Source organism: Actinomadura sp. BRA 177 (assembly GCF_013372625.1).
In the GTDB taxonomy this organism is placed as follows: Bacteria; Actinomycetota; Actinomycetes; order Streptosporangiales; family Streptosporangiaceae; genus Spirillospora.
Genome location: NZ_JABXFD010000061.1, coordinates 1 through 1,339, shown reverse-complemented (window position 1 = coordinate 1,339; position 1,339 = coordinate 1). Strand labels below are relative to the sequence as shown.

At 74.5% G+C, this 1,339-nt stretch carries 2 protein-coding genes and 1 pseudogene; 1 reads left to right on the top strand and 2 read right to left on the bottom strand.

Going from position 1 to position 1,339, the window contains the following annotated elements; translation table 11 throughout:
• The coding region (locus HUX53_RS00665) for a LysR family transcriptional regulator (RefSeq protein WP_217918950.1) at positions 1 to 258 on the bottom strand (258 nt) is incomplete at its 3' end.
• A gap of 70 nt (positions 259 to 328) precedes the next feature.
• Between HUX53_RS00665 and HUX53_RS00660 the strand changes: the two genes are divergently transcribed.
• Positions 329 to 1,084 carry an SDR family oxidoreductase gene (locus HUX53_RS00660; protein ID WP_176401209.1) on the top strand — a complete coding sequence of 252 codons (756 nt, stop codon included), beginning with the start codon at positions 329 to 331 and terminating at the stop codon, positions 1,082 to 1,084.
• Positions 1,085 to 1,088: 4 nt separating this feature from the next.
• On the opposite strand, the pseudogene HUX53_RS00655 reads toward HUX53_RS00660, so the two are convergent.
• Positions 1,089 to 1,339: pseudogene (locus HUX53_RS00655) on the bottom strand (hypothetical protein); the annotation flags it as partial.

Below are 1,339 nucleotides of genomic sequence, written 5' to 3'. Positions count from 1 at the left end.
GAGATGTGTATAAGGGCCGGCGGGGACGGCCTCCAGTGCGGCGGCGCCCTCGGCCTGCAGCGTCTCGCCCGCCGGGGTGAGCGTCACCCGGCGGCTGCTGCGCTCCAGCAGCGTCACGCCCAGGCGCCGCTCCAGCCGGCCGATCGCCCGCGACAGCGGCGGCTGGGCGATGCCGAGGCTCTCGGCGGCGCGGCCGAAGTGCAGCTCCCGTGCGACCGCCAGGAAGTAGGTGAGCTCACGCGTTTCCACCACGTCCATACCTCCAGGGTATTGATGGCGGCGCGATCGGTGTTGGAGCCGGCGCCACCCCCGGTGGTGGAGTGGAGACATGGACGACACCACCAAGACCGCCCTGGTGACCGGGGCGAACAAGGGCATCGGATACGCGATCGCGCAGGGCCTGGCCGAACGCGGCATGACCGTCCTGATCGGCGCCCGCGACCCCGGCCTGGGCGAGAAGGCCGCCGCGTCGCTGCGCGACGTCGGCCACGACGCCCGCGCGGTGACCCTGGACGTCACCGACCCGGCGTCGGTGACGGCCGCCGCGCAGCAGGTCACCGAGCAGACGGGCCGCCTGGACGTGCTGGTCAACAACGCCGGCATCTCCGGCGGCCCGGTCAACCCGCCTGACGAGGCCGACCTCGACGTCGTGCGGCGCGTGTTCGACACCAACCTGTTCGGCGTCATCCGGGTGACCAACGCGATGCTGCCGCTGCTGCGCCAGGCGCCGGCGGGGCGGATCGTCAACATCTCCAGCGGCACCTCCTCGATGGCCGCGATGACCGATCCCGGCCACTACTTCTGGAACACCGCCGCCTCCGCCGCCTACCCGGCGTCCAAGGCGGCGCTGAACATGCTGACGATCCAGTACGCCAAGCAGCTGCGCGACACCCCGATCCTGGTCAACGCGGCCGCGCCGGGCGCGTGCGCCACCGACTTCACCGCCGAGTTCACCCGCGTCACCGGCCGGACCACCGACCGGACCGCCGAGCAGGGCGCCGCCATAGCGATCCGCCTCGCCACCCTCGACGAGAGCGGCCCGACCGGCGGCTTCTTCGACGACGACGGCCCCGTCCCCTGGTGAGGGGTCACCAGGGCGAGAGGACGAGGGCCTGGACGGCAAGGGCGGTCACGGCCTGCGCGGCGAGCCATGCCCGGGCCGGGGGCTGGTGCAGCGCGGCGGCGGCCACCGCCCAGGCGGCGAACGGCACCCAGATCCGCTCGACCTCGCCGCGCGTCACCCCGGACACGTCCAGGACCAGCACCCCGGCGAGCGCGGCGCACGCGAGCACCGCCACCGGCGAGGCGGCCGCGCCGGGCGCGGGCGAGCGCGGCGGGC

Excerpts from the sequence above, each read along its gene's own strand:
- HUX53_RS00660 (WP_176401209.1), top strand. The coding sequence starts at position 329 with ATGGACGACACCACCAAGACCGCCCTGGTGACCGGGGCGAACAAGGGC.